Source organism: Halogeometricum rufum, assembly GCF_900112175.1.
Lineage (GTDB): Archaea > Halobacteriota > Halobacteria > Halobacteriales > Haloferacaceae > Halogeometricum > Halogeometricum rufum.
Genome location: NZ_FOYT01000001.1, coordinates 1,236,415 through 1,253,353 on the forward strand (window position 1 = coordinate 1,236,415; position 16,939 = coordinate 1,253,353).

19 protein-coding genes are annotated in these 16,939 nt (G+C 69.2%); 10 read left to right on the plus strand and 9 right to left on the minus strand.

The features are described from left to right. Positions 1–13 precede the first annotated feature (13 nt). Positions 14–490: an NUDIX hydrolase gene (locus BM310_RS06480; RefSeq protein WP_089805737.1), complete on the plus strand. Its 477-nt coding sequence runs from the start codon at positions 14–16 to the stop codon at positions 488–490. Between the two features lie 25 nt (positions 491–515). On the opposite strand, the gene BM310_RS06485 is transcribed toward BM310_RS06480, so the two are convergent. Beyond that, a complete protein-coding gene (locus tag BM310_RS06485) occupies positions 516–1,628 on the minus strand; it encodes an asparagine synthase C-terminal domain-containing protein (RefSeq protein WP_089805739.1) in 1,113 nt (370 codons plus the stop codon). After that, on the minus strand, positions 1,628–2,311 hold the full coding sequence (locus BM310_RS06490) for a PHP domain-containing protein (protein WP_089805741.1): 684 nt from the start codon (positions 2,309–2,311) through the stop codon (positions 1,628–1,630). The genes BM310_RS06485 and BM310_RS06490 overlap by 1 nt, the downstream gene beginning before the upstream one ends. Positions 2,312–2,425: 114 nt before the next feature. Here BM310_RS06490 and purL point away from each other — a divergent pair, with 114 nt between their 5' ends. Continuing rightward, on the plus strand, positions 2,426–4,579 hold the full coding sequence (purL, locus tag BM310_RS06495) for a phosphoribosylformylglycinamidine synthase subunit PurL (protein WP_089805743.1): 2,154 nt from the start codon (positions 2,426–2,428) through the stop codon (positions 4,577–4,579). A gap of 41 nt (positions 4,580–4,620) precedes the next feature. On the opposite strand, the gene BM310_RS06500 is transcribed toward purL, so the two are convergent. From BM310_RS06500 to BM310_RS06510, 3 genes are all read right to left on the minus strand, one after another. Beyond that, entirely contained in the window at positions 4,621–5,097 is a 477-nt protein-coding gene (locus BM310_RS06500; protein ID WP_089805745.1) for a hypothetical protein, read from the minus strand. 85 nt (positions 5,098–5,182) lie between these two features. Next, positions 5,183–6,151: a quinone oxidoreductase family protein gene (locus tag BM310_RS06505; RefSeq protein ID WP_089805747.1), complete on the minus strand. Its 969-nt coding sequence runs from the start codon at positions 6,149–6,151 to the stop codon at positions 5,183–5,185. Between the two features lie 66 nt (positions 6,152–6,217). Continuing rightward, positions 6,218–6,415: a DUF7550 family protein gene (locus BM310_RS06510; protein WP_089805750.1), complete on the minus strand. Its 198-nt coding sequence runs from the start codon at positions 6,413–6,415 to the stop codon at positions 6,218–6,220. 88 nt (positions 6,416–6,503) lie between these two features. On the opposite strand from BM310_RS06510, the gene BM310_RS06515 reads away from it, so the two are divergent. From BM310_RS06515 to BM310_RS06525, 3 genes are all read left to right on the plus strand, one after another. Beyond that, entirely contained in the window at positions 6,504–8,267 is a 1,764-nt protein-coding gene (locus tag BM310_RS06515; protein ID WP_089805752.1) for a glycoside hydrolase family 13 protein, read from the plus strand. 223 nt (positions 8,268–8,490) lie between these two features. Next, positions 8,491–9,303: an imidazole glycerol phosphate synthase subunit HisF gene (hisF, locus tag BM310_RS06520; protein WP_089805754.1), complete on the plus strand. Its 813-nt coding sequence runs from the start codon at positions 8,491–8,493 to the stop codon at positions 9,301–9,303. 143 nt (positions 9,304–9,446) lie between these two features. Next, complete coding sequence (locus tag BM310_RS06525; protein ID WP_089807055.1) at positions 9,447–9,995, plus strand: DUF1684 domain-containing protein; 549 nt, start codon at positions 9,447–9,449, stop codon at positions 9,993–9,995. 3 nt (positions 9,996–9,998) lie between these two features. On the opposite strand, the gene BM310_RS06530 is transcribed toward BM310_RS06525, so the two are convergent. Further along, positions 9,999–10,283: a DNA-directed RNA polymerase subunit L gene (locus BM310_RS06530; protein ID WP_089805756.1), complete on the minus strand. Its 285-nt coding sequence runs from the start codon at positions 10,281–10,283 to the stop codon at positions 9,999–10,001. Between the two features lie 26 nt (positions 10,284–10,309). Next, complete coding sequence (locus BM310_RS06535) at positions 10,310–11,296, minus strand: MBL fold metallo-hydrolase (RefSeq protein WP_089807057.1); 987 nt, start codon at positions 11,294–11,296, stop codon at positions 10,310–10,312. A 151-nt stretch (positions 11,297–11,447) separates the two neighbouring features. On the opposite strand from BM310_RS06535, the gene BM310_RS06540 reads away from it, so the two are divergent. From BM310_RS06540 to BM310_RS06555, 4 genes are read left to right on the plus strand one after another with little or no spacing between them, the layout of a single operon-like run. After that, positions 11,448–11,843, plus strand: a complete 396-nt coding sequence (locus BM310_RS06540) for a hypothetical protein (RefSeq protein WP_089805758.1) — start codon at positions 11,448–11,450, stop codon at positions 11,841–11,843. 54 nt (positions 11,844–11,897) lie between these two features. After that, positions 11,898–13,034, plus strand: coding sequence for a DnaJ domain-containing protein (locus BM310_RS06545; RefSeq protein WP_089805760.1), 1,137 nt, complete (start codon positions 11,898–11,900; stop codon positions 13,032–13,034). A 37-nt stretch (positions 13,035–13,071) separates the two neighbouring features. Continuing rightward, a complete protein-coding gene (locus BM310_RS06550; RefSeq protein ID WP_089805763.1) occupies positions 13,072–13,746 on the plus strand; it encodes an MBL fold metallo-hydrolase in 675 nt (224 codons plus the stop codon). Between the two features lie 49 nt (positions 13,747–13,795). After that, on the plus strand, positions 13,796–14,626 hold the full coding sequence (locus BM310_RS06555; protein WP_245778435.1) for a DUF4097 family beta strand repeat-containing protein: 831 nt from the start codon (positions 13,796–13,798) through the stop codon (positions 14,624–14,626). Positions 14,627–15,011: 385 nt separating this feature from the next. Here the strand turns inward: BM310_RS06555 and BM310_RS06560 are convergent, their stop codons facing one another. Then, the gene (locus BM310_RS06560) at positions 15,012–15,638 is read right to left on the minus strand and encodes a uracil-DNA glycosylase family protein (protein ID WP_089805765.1); all 627 of its coding nucleotides are present in this window, start codon (positions 15,636–15,638) and stop codon (positions 15,012–15,014) included. 77 nt (positions 15,639–15,715) lie between these two features. Then, positions 15,716–16,192, minus strand: coding sequence for a DUF5793 family protein (locus BM310_RS06565; protein WP_089805767.1), 477 nt, complete (start codon positions 16,190–16,192; stop codon positions 15,716–15,718). 162 nt (positions 16,193–16,354) lie between these two features. Here BM310_RS06565 and BM310_RS06570 point away from each other — a divergent pair, with 162 nt between their 5' ends. Further along, the gene (locus tag BM310_RS06570) at positions 16,355–16,858 is read left to right on the plus strand and encodes a DUF7549 family protein (protein WP_089805769.1); all 504 of its coding nucleotides are present in this window, start codon (positions 16,355–16,357) and stop codon (positions 16,856–16,858) included. Positions 16,859–16,939 lie beyond the last annotated feature (81 nt).

A 16,939-nucleotide genomic window follows, 5' to 3' on the forward strand; every position in this document is an offset into this window, starting at 1 on the left:
CGAACGGCGGTGCATGGAGACGACGCGACACTTCACTGCGACCGTCTACATCGTCAACGAGGGGGCCGTCGCCCTCCACCAGCACGAACGACTCGGCATCGAGATTCCGCCGGGCGGCCACGTCGACAGGGACGAACTCCCGCACGAGGCGGGCCTGCGCGAGGTGGCCGAAGAGACCGGTCTCGACGCCGAGTTACTGGACGACACCGACCCGGTGGACGCGCCGGACGGCGAACGCCTGCCGGACCCGCGACACCAGATGCTGTACGACATCAACGTCCACGGCGACGGCGGCGTCGGCCACCAGCACATCGACCACATCTACTACGCGACGGTATCGTCCCGCGACATCGACCCGAACGGCGACGACGAGGCGGACCCGGAGGTGTGGACGTGGTACGACGCCGCCGCCCTCCGCGAGTCCGACCTCGACCCCGACACCGTCCAGTTCTCCCTCGAAGCCATCGGCGTCGCCGCGTCGGCCGACTGAGCGACCGGCCGTACGTCTCGCCGCCTCACTCCTCGACGAGCGACCGGACGTACTTCTCGACGTGGTCGTCCATCCGGCGCTTGTAGCCCGCCCGCCGCGCCAGTCGGTCGAGTTCCCGCGACGCGTACGTCCCGTACTGGACGGCCTTCTTGTCCGCCGCGGCCACGTCGGCGGGGACGAGTCCGCGCGCCACCTCGCGGAGGGCGACTTTCCGGCGGCCGTCGGCGACGAGCAACTCTCCCGGTAGCGGAAGCGCGGCGGCCACCACGTCGTCGTGGAGGAGGGGAGCCACGGGTTCGACGCCCGCCGCGCGGAGGGCGAGCACGTCGCGTTCCAACTGGTCGGGGAGCGTCCGAATCAGTTCGGTCGCCGCGCCGCGGACCGTCTCCGCCTCGACGCGCGGGTCGTCTGGTGCCTTCGCCACCTTCGCGTACCCGCCGAACAGTTCGTCCGCGCCCTGCCCGACGGCGAGTCGGTCGAAGCCGTCCGCGGCGACGCGCTTGCCGACGAGGTAGAGCGGCAGGACTATCTGCAGGTCCATCGGGTTCGTCCGGCCGAGAATCGAGACGAGTTCGGGGACGGCCTCGCGGAGTGCGTCGTGGGTCAACTCGACGACGCGCACCTCGCGGTCCATCGCCGCGGCGGCGTCGCGCGCCGCGGCCACGTCGTGGCTCCCCTCGAACCCGGCGACGTAACAGGGTGCCGCCGGCACGCCGGCGGCGACGACGGCGGAGTCGACGCCGCCGGAGAACGCCACCGCCAAGTCGTCCGGGTCGACGCCGCGCACGGCGGCCGTGACGGCGTCGTCGACGGCGGCGAGGGCGGCGGTCCGGTCCGTCTCGGGGGCCGGCGTCGGCAGCGTCCACAGGCGTTCGTCCGCCCCCCCTCTCTCGCTGTCGTCTCCATCGCCGTCGACGGGCCGCCGCGTTCCCGCCGGCACGCGGACGGGGGCGGCGAGTTCGCGGCGGTCGAACGCCCACGTCGTGGGGTCGTCGCGTTCGATAAACAGGGGTTGGCGGCCGAGGACGTCGCGGACGAGTGCGCCGTCCAGTTCGCCGGCGAAGCCGGCGGTGCCGGGAAGCGGGTCGGCCGTCTCGACGGCGGCGCGGACCGTCGACTCGTCGGCCCCGCGGAGCATCAGAGCAACTCGGTGACGCCGCGTCTCACGCGGCGCGTGACGCCGCCGCCGAACTGCCTGAACGAGATGCGCCACGGCGTCTTGCTGCCGACGACGCTCGTCTCGCCGGCCGTGACGGCGTCGAGGACGCCGTCGACGGAGCGGTCGTCCGTGGCGACTTCGGTGACGGCCTGTCCGACCATCTCGCTGATGTGGGCGTCGCTGCCGGCGGTCTTCGGCAGGTCGCGGGCCGTGGCGAACCGCTCGGCCTTCCGGTTCGACCGGCCGGTGAACAGCCGGGAGTTGTACACCTCGATGGCGTCCGCCTCGGCGAGTTGCGTGCGGGTGATGTGCGGGGCGACGCCGTGCCGCGAGGACTGGAACGGGTGCGGGACGACGGCGATGCCGCCCTGGTCGCGGATGGCCGAGAGCGTCTCGTCGTAGGAGAGACCGGCCGGAATCAGTTCGTCGATGCCGAGTGCGAGCACGTGACCCGCCGCGGACGTGACCTCCATCCCCGGGATGCCGACCAGTCCGTACTCCTCGGCGACGTCGGCGGCGCGGAGACTCGCGTCTATCTCGTCGTGGTCGGTGACCGCGAGGGCGTCCAGACCGACCGCCTCCGCCTGTTCGAGGAGGAGTTCTATCGGGTCACGGCCGTCGTACGAGAGCGCCGAATGCGCGTGCAACTCGACCGATAACACAGGCGTGGATAGTCGCCCCGGTTAGAAAAACCGCGCGGTCCGACCCGGCGCGTATCTGGTCACGTTCGTGCACATAGAAAGAACTTACCCCCTGCGTTCTGACCACGTCAATGAATGAGTCTTTCCGACGCGGACCGCGAACTCGTCGTGGCCGAACTCGGACGCGACCCGACGCCGGCGGAGACGGTGCTCTTCGAGAACCTCTGGAGCGAACACTGCGCGTACCGGTCCTCGCGCCCCCTCCTCTCGGCGTTCTCGTCGGAGGGCGACCAGGTCGTCGTCGGCCCCGGGGACGACGCGGCCGTGGTCCGCCTGCCGACGTCCGACGGTGCGGAGACGACCGACGGCGAGACGTACGTTACGATGGGCATCGAGAGCCACAACCACCCCTCGTACGTCGACCCCTACGACGGCGCGGCGACGGGCGTCGGCGGCATCGTCCGCGACACGCTGTCGATGGGCGCCTACCCCATCGCGCTGGCCGACAGCCTCTACTTCGGCGACTTCGACCGCGAGCACTCCCGCTACCTGCTGGAGGGCGTCGTCGAGGGCATCGCCGACTACGGCAACGCCATCGGCGTCCCCACCGTCGCCGGGAGCGTCGAGTTCCACGAGGACTACGAGGGTAACCCGCTGGTGAACGTCGCCTGCGTCGGCCTCCTCGACGCGGACCGCCTCGTCACCGCCGAGGCCCAGTCGGCCGGCAACAAACTCGTCCTCGTCGGCAACGCGACGGGACGCGACGGCCTCGGCGGCGCCTCCTTCGCCAGCGAGGACCTCGCCGAGGACGCCGAGACCGAGGACCGCCCCGCCGTGCAGGTGGGAGACCCCTACTCGGAGAAACTGCTCGTCGAGGCGAACGAGGAACTCGTCACCGACGGCCTCGTCGAGTCGGCGCGTGACCTCGGGGCCGCGGGCCTCGGCGGCGCGTCGTCCGAACTCGTCGCGAAGGGCGGGTTCGGCGCGGAGATTGCGCTGGACCGCGTCCACCAGCGCGAACCGAACATGAGCGCCCTCGAAATCCTCCTCGCGGAGTCCCAAGAGCGCATGTGCTACGAGGTGCGCCCGGAGCACGTCGACCGCGTGGCCGAGATCGCCGAGAAGTACGACCTCGGTTGCTCGGTCATCGGCGAGGTGACCGAGGGCAACTACGTCTGCACGTTCGAGGGAAGCGAGGGGAACCAGCGAGAGACCGTCGTTGACGTGCCCCCGGAGTTCCTCGCGGAGGGCGCGCCGATGAACGACCTCGACTCGGTCGCACCCGAGCAACCCGACCGCGACCTGCCGGACGCCGACCTCACCGCGGCGTTCGAGGCCGTCGTCGGGTCGCCGAACACGGCGTCGAAGCGCTGGGTGTACCGGCAGTACGACCACGAGGTCGGCCTGCGGACGGCCGTCCGCCCCGGCGACGACGCCGCGGTGATGGCCATCCGCGACGCGGGCGTCGGCCTCGCAATCTCCGCGGGCGCGAACCCCAACTGGACGACGTGCGCACCGTACGACGGCGCGCGCGCCGTCGCCCTCGAGAACGCGACGAACCTCGCTACGAAGGGTGCCACCCCGCTGGCGGCCGTCGACTGCCTCAACGGCGGTAACCCGGAGAAGCCGGACGTGTACGGCGGCTTCGAGGCCGTCGTCGACGGCCTCGCCGACATGTGCCGGGCGCTCTCGGTGCCCGTCGTCGGCGGGAACGTCTCGCTCTACAACGACTCCGTCGCCGGGCCCATCCCGCCGACGCCGACGCTCGCCGTCGTCGGGACGAAGGCGGGCTACGAGGCGCCGCCCGCGGCGTTCGCGGGCGAGGGCGAACTGCTCCTCGTCGGGGACTCCGGCGGCGCGCTCGGCGGGTCGGAGTACCTCGCGCGGATGGGCGGGTCCGACGCTTTCCCCGAACTCCCCGCGGACGCCGGCGACGTGCTGACGACGCTGGCCGACGTGGCCGACGCCGAGACGACGCTTGCGGTCCACGACGTGAGCCACGGCGGCCTCGCCGTCTCCCTCGCGGAGATGGTCACCGCCGACGCGGGCGCGGACGTCGCACTCGACAGTGTGTTCACGCTGTTCGACGAGACGCCCGGCCGCGCCGTCGTCGAGACGACGGACGCCGACGCGGTCCGCGAGGCGTTCGACGGCGTCGCCCCCGTGACGACGCTCGGCGCTGCGACGGACGACGGCCGCCTGTCGCTGTCGGTCGCCGACGAGACGCTCGACTACGGCGTCAACGAGATAGTCGACCTGCGCGACGTCATCGCGCGCGAACTCGATTAAAACACACCGGCGCTCGACTCCCCGGACGGGCGGCCGACGACTCAGTTCTGTTCGACCGACCGGTTGCGGACGCGTTCGACGCCTTCGCGTTCGACCTCGACCGGAATCTCGATCGACTCGTCCGACTCGTACGCGCCGAACGGGAGCGACTCCTCGATGCCGTCGTCCCCCTGCCCCGGGGTGGCCGCCGACGTCTCGACCGAGACGAAGTAGAGCGTGCGCGTGCTTCCCGACCCACTCACGTGTCCGTAGTGCAGGTGGACCGCCGTGTCGGATTCGACGAGGTGCAGCACGTCGTCGTAGTCCTCCAGGTCGAAGTACGCCCACACCGAGACGCCACCCTCACCGCCGACGTTGGAGACGACGCCCGTCTCCGTCCGATTCGTCGTGAAGAGGAGCGTCGCCTCGTCGCGCCCGCCGTCCTCCTCCGGACCCCGGAGGACGATACGACGCTCGATGGGACTCCACGGTTCGACCGCCACGTCGTAGTCTGCGACTTCGAACTCGACAGTTGGCATACGCCCGATAGGAGCGGAGTCCGGAAAAATCTGCTAGCCGTCCACTCGGCCGATGCCGGGACGCGTCCGGACTCGGAGCGACGCGCTACGGTTCGAGGACGACTTTCCCGACGCTCTGTCGGTTCTCGAGGTACTCCTGCGCCGCCTTCGCGTCTTCGAGGGGGAACGTCTCGCCGACGACGACGTCGAGTTCGCCCTGCACGAGGAGGCGTTGCAGGTCGTTGACCGCGCCGAGGACGCGCGCGGGGTCGTTCTCGATGGCGTTGCCGAGGTGGAAGCCGACGACCGACTTGTTCTCGAACAGCAGTCGAGTGGTGTCGGCCGACGCGACGTCGCCGGAGGCGGCGCCGTAGACGACGACGCGCCCGAACGGCGAGAGGACGTCGAGACTCCGGTCGAACGTCTCGCCGTTCACGCCGTCCAACACGAGGTCCACGCCGTCGCCGTCCGTCTCCTCGTCGACGACGTCGCGGAAGTCCGACTCCTCGTAGTTGATGCCACGGTCCAGACCGAGGTCCGCCGCGAGGTCCAGTTTCTCCTGCGTGCTGGCGGTACCGAACGACTCCGCACCGGCGTGGTCGGCCAACTGGACGGCCGCCGTCCCGACGCCGCCCGCCGCGGCGTGTATCAAGACGCGGTCGTGCGCGGTGACGTCGCCCCAGTTGTGGAGGCAGTTGTACGCGGTGAGAAACTGGACGGGAAAGCCCGCCGCCTCGGCGAACGACATCCCCTCCGGCACGTCGAACAGCGACTGTTCGGACGCGGTGGCGTACTCGGCGTACGCCTCGTCGGTGAGTGCGACCACGCTGTCGCCGACGTCGCGTTCGACGCCCTCACCGACCGCGTCGACGGTGCCGGCGGCCTCCAGACCGGGGACGAACGGCGGTTCCGGACCGCCGCGGTAGTGACCGCGACGTTGCATCACGTCCGCGAAGTTGAGGCCCACGGCGGCCACGTCGATTCGGACCTCCCCCGGACCGGGTTCCGGCGTCTCGGTCTCCCGCACTTCGAGGACGTCGCTGCTCCCGAACTCGGTGACGACGATAGATTTCACAGTCGTCGTTGCACCGCTGGCATCAAAACCGGCGGGGAACCGGAACCTCGTACCGCTTGCCGGTTCTCAGAGGAGAAGCGGGAGTCCGAAGACGACGACGAGACCGACGACGAGGACGACGAAACCGGTCGCCGCCTTGCCCGTCGAGAACTCCTGCATCGGGGAGGTGACGCGGCCGGGGTCCGACGAGTGGTGGGCGTCGTCGTACTGGTCGTGGTCGCTCTCGTACTGGTCGCTCGGATTCTGCATGGGTTCGTCGGTCATAGCCGGCGATTGGAACCCCCGGATAAAAGAACAACCGAATCCCGCGGCGGCCACCGGAGCCTAAGTGAGTCACCGCCGAGGGTACCGTATGACCTTCGAGACGGACGCCGCCGGCGAGCGACTCCCGAACGGCGAGCGTCGTCGGTGGTGGAAGGAAGCGGTCGTCTATCAGGTGTACCCCCGGTCGTTCGCCGACTCCGACGGCGACGGCGTCGGTGACATCCGCGGTATCGTGGACCGGGTCGGCCACCTCGACGACCTGGGCGTCGACGTCGTGTGGCTCAACCCCGTCTACGAGTCGCCGCAGGCGGACAACGGCTACGACATCGCCGACTACCGCGCCATCGACGAGCAGTACGGGACGATGGCCGACTGGGAGGAACTACTCGACACGCTCCACGACCACGACATCCGCCTCATCATGGACCTCGTGGTGAACCACACGTCGGACGAACACGACTGGTTCCAGAACGCGCTCACGTCGCGCGACGCCGACTACCGCGACTACTACGTCTGGCGCGAGGGGCGCGACGCGGCCGAAGTCGACGAAACGTACGACGTCGGCCCCGACGGCGAGGTACCGCCGAACGACTGGGAGTCGTTCTTCGGCGGGCCGGCGTGGGCGTACCACGAGGCGACGGGCGAGTGGTACCTCCACCTGTTCGACCGCAAGCAACCCGACCTGAACTGGGAGAACCCGGACGTCCGCGACGACGTGTTCGAGATGATGAACTGGTGGATAGAGAAGGGCATCGACGGCTTCCGGATGGACGTCATCAACCTCGTCTCCAAACCGGAGGGGTTGCCGAGCACCGACCCCGAGGCGGGAATTCGCACCATCGACCGGGTGACGAACGGGCCGCGCGTCCACGAGTTCCTCGGGGAGATGCGCGACCGAGTGCTCGACAGGGGGTTCCTGACCGTCGGCGAGATGATCGGCGACCCCCTTCCGGTCGAACACGCGCGACGGTACGTCTCGCCCGGACCGGACGGCGACGGCCTCTCGATGCTGTTCCACTTCGAGCACGTCCTCTTGGACCGCGGCGAGCGCATCTGGGAGACGGCCGACTGGGACCTCACCGACCTGAAGGCGGTGTTCGACCGCTGGCAGGCCGCCTTCGCCGACGAGGGCTGGAACTCGCTGTACCTGAACAACCACGACCAACCTCGCATGGTGTCGCGGTTCGGGAACGACGGCGAGTACCGACGGGAGTCGGCGAAACTGCTCGGCACGCTCCTGCACACCCTGCGCGGGACGCCGTACGTCTACCAGGGCGAGGAGTTGGGGATGACGAACTACCCGTTCGAGTCGCTGGACGACTTCCGCGACGTGGGGACGCTCAACCCCGTCCGGACCGCCCTGGACCGGGGAGTCGTCGAGTCGTTCGACGCGGTGAAGGAGGCGCTCCGAGCGAACAGTCGGGACAACGCGCGGACGCCGGTACAGTGGTCCGACGAGGAGCACGCCGGGTTCTCGGACGCGGAGCCGTGGATTTCGGTCAACCCGAACTACGGCGAGGTGAACGCCGAGGCCGAACGCGCCGACGAGGACTCCGTCTACCACTACTACCGCCGACTCGTCGAGTTCCGACACGAGAACGACGTGGTCGTCTACGGCGACTACGACCCGCTCACACCGGACCACGAGTCGCTGTGGGCCTACACGCGGACGCTCGGCGACGAGCGACTGTTCGTCGTCCTCAACTTCGCCGACGAGGCGACGACGTACGACGCGCCGGCGGAACTGGTCGGCGACGCGACGCTGGCACTCGGGAACTACGACGCCGACGACGGCGTGGACGAGACGCTGGACCTCCGCCCGTGGGAGGCGCGCGTCTACCGGGCGCGGTGAGGACCGGGGCCGGAGGAACCGAGGGGCGAACAGGCGACACGGTCGTTCACGGCGCGGCGTGTCGCACACCCGCGGCCCGCGCCGTGGTCGGGGTCAGGTCACGGCGGGAGTGGCCGCGGGTTCGCACTTGAAACCTCGTCCGGCGACGCCCGTCGTCTCCGGGTGCAAGAACCACGACAGTCGAAACGGTCAAACGGCCCATGCGCGAACGTTCCGGTAGCGAATGCTCACGAAGCGCATCATCCCCTGTATCGACGTCGACTTGGACGAGGACGGGAATCCCGCCGTCTACACCGGCGTCAACTTCGAGGACCTGCAGTACACCGGTGACCCGGTGGAGATGGCCAAACTGTACAACGAGGCGGGCGCGGACGAGTTCGTCTTCCTCGACATCACCGCCTCCGCCGAGGGGCGCGCGACGATGCTCGACACCGTCTCGCGCGTCGCCGACGAGGTGTTCATCCCGCTCACCGTCGGCGGCGGCATCCGAACCCGCGAGGACATCAAAGAGACGCTTCGCGCGGGGGCCGACAAGGTGTCCATCAACACCGCGGCGCTCCAGAACCCCGACCTGGTGAACGAGGGCGCGAAGGCGTTCGGTTCGCAGTGCATCGTCATCTCCGTGGACGCCCGTCGTCGCTACGACGAGCAGGGCGAGTTCTACGCCGAGGCCGACGGCGAGTCCTGCTGGTTCGAGTGCACGGTCAAGGGCGGCCGCGAGGGAACCGGCGTCGACGTGGTCGAGTGGGCCAGCGAAGCCGAGTCCCGCGGCGCGGGCGAACTGTTCGTCAACTCCATCGACGCCGACGGGACCAAGGACGGCTACGACATCCCCCTCACCAAGGCCGTCTGCGACGAAGTCTCGACGCCGGTCATCGCCTCCTCCGGGTGCGGCGGCCCCGAGGACATGTACGAGGTGTTCACCGAGGCGAACGCCGACGCCGGCTTGGCCGCCTCCATCTTCCACTTCGACGAGTACTCGATTCGAGACGTCAAGGAGTACCTCGCCGAACGCGACGTGCCCGTCCGACTCTGAGTCGTCCCCGGGTCAGCGCTTCGCCCGCCCGGCGTCTCCGCCCGTCGCCGCTGGCACCGTCCGGCGCGCCGCTTCCATCCGGTCGTGTGACGGACGCGCAGGCGACGCCGACGTTCAAGTCGTTCGACGGCGTACTGACGGGTATGAGTTCGCTCGACACCGACGCGTGGCGCGAAGCGCTGCTGACCCACCGCGCGCACAAGGACGAGTTCTTCGCCGACGACCCGCACTCGCCGCTCCCACCGGCCGAACGCGAGTCGTTCGACGGTCTGGACTACTTCGACCCCGACCCCTCCTACCGCGTCGTCGTCGAACTCGACGAGTACGAGGAGAAGGAGACCATCACCGTCGAGACGACGACCGAGGGCGAACGCGACTACCTCGTCTGGGGGTCGTTCGCGTTCGAGGTGAACGGCGAGACGGTGAGCCTCGACGCCTACCGCTCGGAACCGGAGGAGATGCGCCTGTGGGTGCCGTTCCGCGACGCGACGAGCGGTGACGAGACGTACGGCGCCGGGCGCTATCTGGACCTCGAAGACCCCGACGACAGGGAGGGCGACGCGTGGGTGCTCGACTTCAACTACGCCTACAACCCGTTCTGCGCGTACAACGAACAGTACGAGTGTCCGCTCGTCCCGATGGAGAACTGGCTCGAAGTGCCGATTCGCGCCGGCGAGAAGACGTACGAGTGACCGCTACAGCGCCGCTTCGAACGCGGACGTGAAGTTCGTCGACAGTTCCTGCACGCGGCGGGAGGCGTCGCCGAGGGCGTCGAGGGGGTCGGTGCCCGGTTCCGTCTTCACCGAGAGAATCGGGTCGGTCTGACCGCCCGACTGCTCGGGGTTCATGTCGTACGTCGCCGCGGCGACGCCGGGCGTCTCCAGCAGTGCGCCCTTGATGACGTTCATGAAGGTGTGGTCCTCACCGGCGATTTCGAGGCGGAGTTCCTCGTCCGTCTTGTCGATGACCCGCAGTTCCATGCCCTCCTCTTTCCGGTCGCGGCGTTTCAGTATTTCGTCTTGGGGAACAGCGCGGCGACGTCCGGGTCGTCGTCCACGAGGCGGTACTCGTCGCCGTCGCGGGCGGCCACGCCGGCCTCGACGAGGTGGTCCAGGTGGGCCCACGCCTCGCCGGGCCCGTGGAGGATGTGGATGTTCTCCAACTCGCCGAACAGGCGCGCGCTCACCGTCCACGCGTCGGCCGGGCCGTGGTCCCGCAGGACGTTCACGACGCGGTCGGTCCGGTCGCGGTGGTGGTCGAGGATGGTCGCGGCGCGGGCCGTCGGGTCGGCGATGGGGTCGCGGTGACCGGGCCACGCGCGGTCGAAGTCGCGTTCGATGATGGCGGCGAGGCTCTCGACGTACGTCGCCAGCGGTCGCTCGACGCGGAGGTCCGCACCGCCGACGTTCGGCGTGTACTTCGGGAGGATGGCGTCGCCGACGAACGCCTGTTCGCCGCCGTCCGCCTCGAAGACGAACCCGACCAGACCGGCGGCGTGGCCGGGCAGGTGGACGACTTCGAGTTCGCCGTCGCCGGCGGCGACTCGGTCGCCGTCGGTCATCGACACCGCGTCCACCGGGTCGCCCTGCAGGTCGCCCAGAATCTCCAGATACGAGTTCAGTTCCGCGCGCTTGTCGGCGGGGATACCCCACTCCTCGAAGCGGCGAAGCCGAACGTCGCGTTCGGCGTCGAGGGCGGCGGCGTCGCCCGCGACGAGGGGTGCGTCGGCCTCGTGGACGCGCACGACCGCACCGCTCTCGGCCTGGAGTTCGCCCGCGAGGCCGGCGTGGTCGGCGTGGTGGTGGGTGAGCAGAATCTGGTCGATGTCGCTCACGCCGACTCCGGCCTCGTCGAGTCCGGCGTGCAGGTCGTCCCGAATCGCGTCCTGCGACGCCCCCACGTCCACGAGTGTGGTCACGTCGCCGGTGAGGAGGTAGGCGTTGTTCCGACCCTCGAACACCGTGTTCCCGAGTCGGATTCGGTGGAGGTCCATGTCTCCCGCGTCGGTATGAACGATGATGAGGGTTGCTATCTCGGAGGGCGGCGTCGCACCGGCGGACGCCGTTCCCCCGCGGCGCGCCGCGGTATCGGCGGACTGCGCCTCGGTCGGTAGCGTTTCGTCCGTCGAGGCCGGACTGTCAGGCATGGCCGACTACCGACCCGGTGCGTGCAACATCGGCGAGGCGGAACAGCGGCGTCGGTACGCGCTGGGGGCCGTCGCCGCCGTCGCCACGCTCGGACTCGTGACGTGGGTGTTCGGATTCGGCGGCCCGGCGTGGGCGCTCGTCCTCGCCGCCGTCCCATTGTTCGGCGCCGCGGAGGGCTACTTCCAGGGCAAGTACCAGTTCTGTACCGGGTTCGCCGCGCTGGGAATCTACGACGTGTCCGCCGACGGTGACACCCGCCGACAGGTGACCGACGAGGCGAACCGTCGGGCCGACCTGCGGCGCGCGTGGCAGATTCACGCCTACGCCGCCGCCGTGGCCGTCGGCGGCGCAGTCCTCCTGTACGTCCTCGAACTGTTCGTATCGTCGAGCTGACCCGTCGGACCCGGTACATTCAAATCGCGGGATTTCGTACCGCAGTTCGACCGAATGGACGACTTCTACGACCTCCTGGAGGTCCCCGAGGACGCCACGCAGGCCGACGTCAAGCGAGCGTGGCGCGAGAAGGCCCGCGAGTACCATCCGGACGTGAACGACGACGCGCGTGCCAGCGGCCAGTTCAAGACCCTCCGAGTGGCGTACGAGGTGCTCTCCGACGAGACGAAGCGCGAGGCGTACGACCGGATGGGACACGCGACCTACGTGAACCGTCGACTGGACGGCCTCCCGACCACGGGCGTGCCGACGGAGAGCGACGCCGCCCGCGGCGGGCGCTGGGACGACTCGTCGCGGAACGCTCGCGGCGGTTCCGCCACGTCGAACCGGTCCCGTTCGACCGGGTCGAGTACGAACCGAACAGGGTCGTCCTCGCGCAGTCGCTCCCGCACGGGCGCGACGAACGGGTCGTCGTCCAACCAGTCTTCGTCGCGTCGGAACTCGTCCCGCCAGTCTTCGTCGCGTCGGAACTCGTCCAACCAGTCCGCCTCTCACCGGTCCTCTTCCAGTGGGTCCTCCGCCCACCGAAACGCCTCCCGTCAGTCTTCGTCTCGACGGTCTTCGGGCGGCCGAGCGGAGTCGGGCCGAACGCACGCGGAGGCGGCGTCGCCGCAGGAGGGAGACGCCGACGCGGGGTTCGTTCCGGCGAACCTGAAGCGACGGTGGTACACCTTCCTCGCGGTGTTTCTCGCCGGCCTGGCCTACCTCGGCGGCCTCGCCGTCTACCTCCGCGCGAACGCCGATTCGGTGTCCGCGTTCGCCGCCGCGGCCCGAACGGCCCCGAGAACGGCGGTGACCGCAGACTACGGGCTCTCGCCGCCGGGGGCGTTCGCGCTCGCCGCGGCCGACGCCGACCCCGGACTCGCCCTCGCCTTCCCCGCGGCGACGGTACTGCTCGCCGTCGTCTTCCTCGTCGTTCTCAGGGAGATGCCGAGCGTGAACCGGTGGCGGAACTACTACCTCTACCTCTACCCCCTCGCGGGCCTCCTCCCCCTCGCCTCGCTGGCGTTGGGGACGGTCGTGACCGCGGGCGCGACGAGCCTCTCGCTCGCACTCGTCCTCCTCCCTCTCGTCTCGACGACGGCGTACCTCGCCGACCTGGGCTGGTACCTCGTCGAGCGGTGGCGCTGACGGACCGACTTTTGTGACGGCGCACCGAAGGGAGACCATGACACTCGAACCGGGTGCGGTTCGTCGGTTTCGCTGTCGCGGCGTGAACGCGTACCTCGTCGACGACGACGGCACCGTGACGCTCGTGGACGCCGGGACGCCGTGGGACGGCGACCGGATGCGCAGGATGCTCTCGGAGTCGGGCCTCTCGCCCGCGGACGTCGACAGAGTCCTGCTCACCCACTACGACCTGGACCACGTCGGGACGCTCGCGACGCTCGGACTCGACCCCGCGGTGCCCGTCTACGCGGCCGAACCGGACGCCTCGTTCCTCCTCGGCGACGCCGACCCGCCGTTGGGGAACCACAAGGGGGCGTTCCAACGCGCCGCCCGACTCTTCCTCGACGTCCCGGACAACGAGGTCCGCCGCGTCAACGACGGCGACGAGATAGGCGGGTTCGTCGCCCACCGCGCGCCGGGCCACACGCCCGGACACGTCGTCTACCACCACGCCGACCACGGCGCGGCGTTCCTCGGCGACCTCGTCACGGAGTCCGGCGGGCGACTGTCGCCGTCGCCGTGGGCCATCTGCTACGACGTCGAACGGAACCGGGCGAGTCTGGCCGACGTGGCGGACCGAATCGACCCGTTCGAGGCGGCGTGCGTGGGCCACGGCGAGCCGTTGCGGACGGGCGGGTACGACGCGCTGCGTCGCGCGGCCGCCGAACTCTGAGAGCGAGTGTCAGAGGGGATTCTTGTCGTGTGCTGCACATGTAGTGGGTATGAGAACCACATCGCCACGAGGCACGAGTCGTCGTCAGTTGCTCGCAGCGACCGGAGCGGGAATCGTCGGGCTCCTCGCCGGGTGTAGCGCGCCGGGACTGGAGACGCGCACCGAGGAGTCGTTCGAAGTGACGCCCGAGGGAGCGACGAGCGCTCGGATTCTGAACCGGAACGGCGGCGTGACCGTGCGCACCGGCTCCGGGGACGCCGTCAGCGTCGCGGTGACCAAACGCGGGTTCGGCGTCGACGAGGGCGTCCTCGACCGCATCTCGGTGAACCGCTCGGTCAGCGACGGCGTCCTGACGCTCGAAGTCGTCTACCCGTCGGACGTCTCGCGCGTCTCGACGGACCTGCGCGTCGAACTGCCCGACTCGATGTCGCTCACGCTCGCGGAGGTGGCGAACGGCGGCGTCGACGTGCGCGGCGTCGACGGCGACGCGACGCTTCGCGCCGGCAACGGCGGCGTCGTCGCCGAGGACATGCCGGGCTTTCTGACGCTTCAGGCGGGTAACGGCGGCATCGAGGCGCGCGACGTGGGCGGCATCGACGGCGTCACCGCCGGGAACGGGAGTATCAGCGTGGACATCCCGGCGATACGCGGCGACACGGAGGTCAGCGCGTCCAACGGCGGCATCGACGCCGCCATCTCGCCGGACGTCGACGCGGCGTTCGAGGCGCGCGTGACGAACGGCGCGGTGGACGTGTCTGGTCTCGAACTCACCGAGGCGAGCATCTCGCCGTCGCGCGTCGCCGGAACGCTGGGCGAGGGCGGGCCGTCGCTGACGCTTCGCGCCGGCAACGGCGGCATCGACGTGCGGCGTCTCGACTGAGTAGAGCGCGGCCGCTGTGACGGTTCGGTTCGCGTCGAGAAGGAAGCAGGGACCGCGGCAAGCGCGGACCCCGGACTGACCAAGCCACTGCGAAGAGCACCAGTCTCGCAGTTCCTTACCTGACGCGCCCGGTGGAGTCGTACCACGCGCGTCACTACCCCGTTTGACGGTTGTGGTAAAAAAACCTGCGTTGGTGCCAATTCCTTCTCCGGCTCTCCGGAGTACCGTTCAAATGGTGGGTATCCGTCCCGCTAACGGTGAGAAAAGCAAAAATACGTTCAATTGTAATGGTTTTTGTTACGTAATTGAACGGCGTTTTCGGGTCGAATCGGGGAATTCCGAAAGTAAGGGCCCCCTACCGTGAGAATTGGACGCATGAGGGTCGCTACCGAACGAGGTAGGGGTCGCCGCCGGCGGTGAACCGCCCGAGGTCGGTCTCCCGGCGGAAGTCGGTCGACGTGAGCACGTCGATGGCCTCCACGAGGCGGTCGTGGTGCGTCTCGTCCCAGTCGTGGGGTTCCGCGACGGGGAGGACGAGGAAGCCGCTTCCGCGTATCTCTCTGCCGTGGAGCGCCTCCATGTCGACGGTTATCTTCCGCGCCTGTGCGGTGTAGTGCTCGAGGACCTGCCGCGTCGCCCGCGCGCCCACCGGGAGGAGGACGTGCGCGGCGATGGCGCGCAACTCCGCGTCGAAGAAGCGCTCCATGTCGTCGTAGTCGCCCTGCGACGGCGTGTCCTCGGCGACGCACATGTGCAGGTACGAGAGGAACGTCTTCCTCACGGCGGGTTGGTCGCCCGTCGTCTCCAGCAATCCCGCCTCGGCCAACGCGGCCTGCAGGCGAATCCCCGGTTCGTTGGTGAACGGGACGCCGGTGACTTCGCCGCCGTGCACGCCGGGGTGGTCACCCACGACGTGGAAGTCGGCGTTGGCGTCGCCGTATCCCGGGACGAACCGTTCGCACGGGGGTCGCATCCCGAACGGGTTACTCGTGCGGTCGGTTACGTTCTCCACGGCGAGTGGTAGCGAGGAGAGCGTTATAGGCCGTGCGGTTTCGGCTCTGTCGCCGTCTCACCGTCGAAAAAGTCGTCTCAGAGTTCGACGCCGGACGGGATGAGACTGTGGCCGCGAAGCAGGTTTCCGTCGGCGTCGTAGACGAGGAACGTTCGTTTCTCGTAGACGACGGTGTCGCCGTCGTCTGTCCGTATCTCCACTCGATACTGTCCGTCCTCGTCGTCCGCCTCGGACTTCCCGTACTCTCGCGCCGCGCGGATGAACCGGAGTACGTCGTCGGCGTCTTCGTTCAGTTCGAGGACGAAGTCTCCCGTGATTCGGTTCGTGACGCTCACGACGCCCGTCGCGTCGGGGGCGTTCACGTCGCCCTGCAGGCGGAAGGCGACGTCCGTCTCGCCGTCCTCTAAGAGTTCCCCGTCGGCATCGGTGAGACGGTCCGTGAGCGTTTCCTCTGGACCGTGAAAGTCGATGCGGACCAACGGCTTCTGGGGTGGCTCGTCCGCCTCGACCCAGTCGATGTGGTCGACATCCAATTCGAAGTAGTCGCGCCTCATTCCGTGCTCCGAAGTTGGAGGTCACCGTGTATGAACGTAACGCCTCTCCCAACGCTGTGCGACTACGGCCCCGTCCGCGCCAGTTCCGCCCTCGCGGCGACGCCGAGGTGCTGCGCCGCGGACAGTCGGTAGCTTTTACCGGGTCGGTTTCGCCCATCCGGCATGGTCTGGGTCCGGTCGGAGTACGCGGGACCACTCGCCGTCGTCCTGACGCTCCTCTCGACGCTGCTTCCGTGGAACGTGACGTACTCGGGGAACGTCTCCGGCGGGTCGGTGCTGTTCGTGCGCTTCCCGTTCTTCCAGATTCGCTACGCCTTCGGCGTCCCGTTCGCCGACGCGGTTCGCGTCTCCGACCCCCTCTCGGCCGTCGCGTTTCAGGCGGGCAACTCGATTCAGGTCGCCTACGAGGCGTGGACCGTCGGCGCGGCGGTTCTGGGCGTCGCCCTCCTCGTCGCCGTCGCCTACTACGCCCGCGAGGACGCCGTCGAGTCCGGCCCCGTGGACCCTGTGCGCCTCCTCGGCGGCCTCCTCGGCCTCGCCGGTGCCGTCCTCGCCGTCGCCACCTACCTCCTCGCCACCCGCGGGTTCCCCGGCGTCCCGATTCCCGTCGGCGTCGCCTTCCTCCTCGCGTTCGCCGTCCTCCTCCTGACGGTCGACCGGACGTGAGACCGAGCGCCGCGTCCGACGTCCACCCATTATGTTAAGTCACTCCGACCGGAAGGACCGACAACGTATCGGAACGTGGAC

Bases quoted from the DNA above. Each gene is read 5' to 3' on its own strand.
- BM310_RS06540 (WP_089805758.1), top strand. From the start codon at position 11,448: ATGGCCGACTACCGACCCGGTGCGTGCAACATCGGCGAGGCGGAACAG.
- BM310_RS06535 (WP_089807057.1), bottom strand. From the start codon at position 11,296: ATGGACCTCCACCGAATCCGACTCGGGAACACGGTGTTCGAGGGTCGG.
- BM310_RS06555 (WP_245778435.1), top strand. From the start codon at position 13,796: ATGAGAACCACATCGCCACGAGGCACGAGTCGTCGTCAGTTGCTCGCA.
- BM310_RS06525 (WP_089807055.1), top strand. From the start codon at position 9,447: ATGAGTTCGCTCGACACCGACGCGTGGCGCGAAGCGCTGCTGACCCAC.
- BM310_RS06510 (WP_089805750.1), bottom strand. From the start codon at position 6,415: ATGACCGACGAACCCATGCAGAATCCGAGCGACCAGTACGAGAGCGAC.
- BM310_RS06515 (WP_089805752.1), top strand. From the start codon at position 6,504: ATGACCTTCGAGACGGACGCCGCCGGCGAGCGACTCCCGAACGGCGAG.
- BM310_RS06565 (WP_089805767.1), bottom strand. From the start codon at position 16,192: ATGAGGCGCGACTACTTCGAATTGGATGTCGACCACATCGACTGGGTC.
- BM310_RS06485 (WP_089805739.1), bottom strand. From the start codon at position 1,628: ATGCTCCGCGGGGCCGACGAGTCGACGGTCCGCGCCGCCGTCGAGACG.
- hisF (WP_089805754.1), top strand. From the start codon at position 8,491: ATGCTCACGAAGCGCATCATCCCCTGTATCGACGTCGACTTGGACGAG.
- BM310_RS06500 (WP_089805745.1), bottom strand. From the start codon at position 5,097: ATGCCAACTGTCGAGTTCGAAGTCGCAGACTACGACGTGGCGGTCGAA.
- purL (WP_089805743.1), top strand. From the start codon at position 2,426: ATGAGTCTTTCCGACGCGGACCGCGAACTCGTCGTGGCCGAACTCGGA.
- BM310_RS06480 (WP_089805737.1), top strand. From the start codon at position 14: ATGGAGACGACGCGACACTTCACTGCGACCGTCTACATCGTCAACGAG.
- BM310_RS06550 (WP_089805763.1), top strand. From the start codon at position 13,072: ATGACACTCGAACCGGGTGCGGTTCGTCGGTTTCGCTGTCGCGGCGTG.
- BM310_RS06545 (WP_089805760.1), top strand. From the start codon at position 11,898: ATGGACGACTTCTACGACCTCCTGGAGGTCCCCGAGGACGCCACGCAG.
- BM310_RS06570 (WP_089805769.1), top strand. From the start codon at position 16,355: ATGGTCTGGGTCCGGTCGGAGTACGCGGGACCACTCGCCGTCGTCCTG.
- BM310_RS06530 (WP_089805756.1), bottom strand. From the start codon at position 10,283: ATGGAACTGCGGGTCATCGACAAGACGGACGAGGAACTCCGCCTCGAA.